Origin of the sequence: Photobacterium sanguinicancri, assembly GCF_002265265.1 — a bacterium.
Classification (GTDB): domain Bacteria; phylum Pseudomonadota; class Gammaproteobacteria; order Enterobacterales; family Vibrionaceae; genus Photobacterium; species Photobacterium sanguinicancri.
The window spans coordinates 1-368 of sequence record NZ_NOIF01000528.1; the positions used below are offsets into that span (position 1 = coordinate 1).

The window sequence follows — 368 nt, forward strand, 5'->3', positions numbered from 1 at the left end:
CACCGGCGTACCGGCCGTGGTGGACCTGGCCGCCATGCGCGACGCCATCGCCCGTGCCGGCGGCGACCCGCAGCGCATCAATCCGCTGGCACCGGTGGATCTGGTCATCGACCACTCGGTGATGGTGGACCGCTTCGGCAACGCGCAAGCCTTTGCCGAAAACGTGGAGAAAGAATACGAACGCAACCGCGAGCGCTACCAGTTTTTGCGCTGGGGCCAGAAGGCGTTCCGGGACTTTCGCGTCGTGCCGCCGGGCACCGGCATCGTCCATCAAGTGAACCTCGAATACCTGGCGCCGGTGGTGGTGAAGCGCTCCATCGACGGCGAGACCGTGGCGATGCCGGACAGCGTGCTCGGCACCGATTCGC

1 protein-coding gene is annotated in these 368 nt (G+C 66.6%); it reads left to right on the forward strand.

All coding sequences use genetic code 11. The features are described from left to right. The coding region (locus ASV53_RS24965; RefSeq protein WP_239928915.1) for an aconitase family protein at nucleotides 1–368 on the forward strand (368 nt) is incomplete at both ends.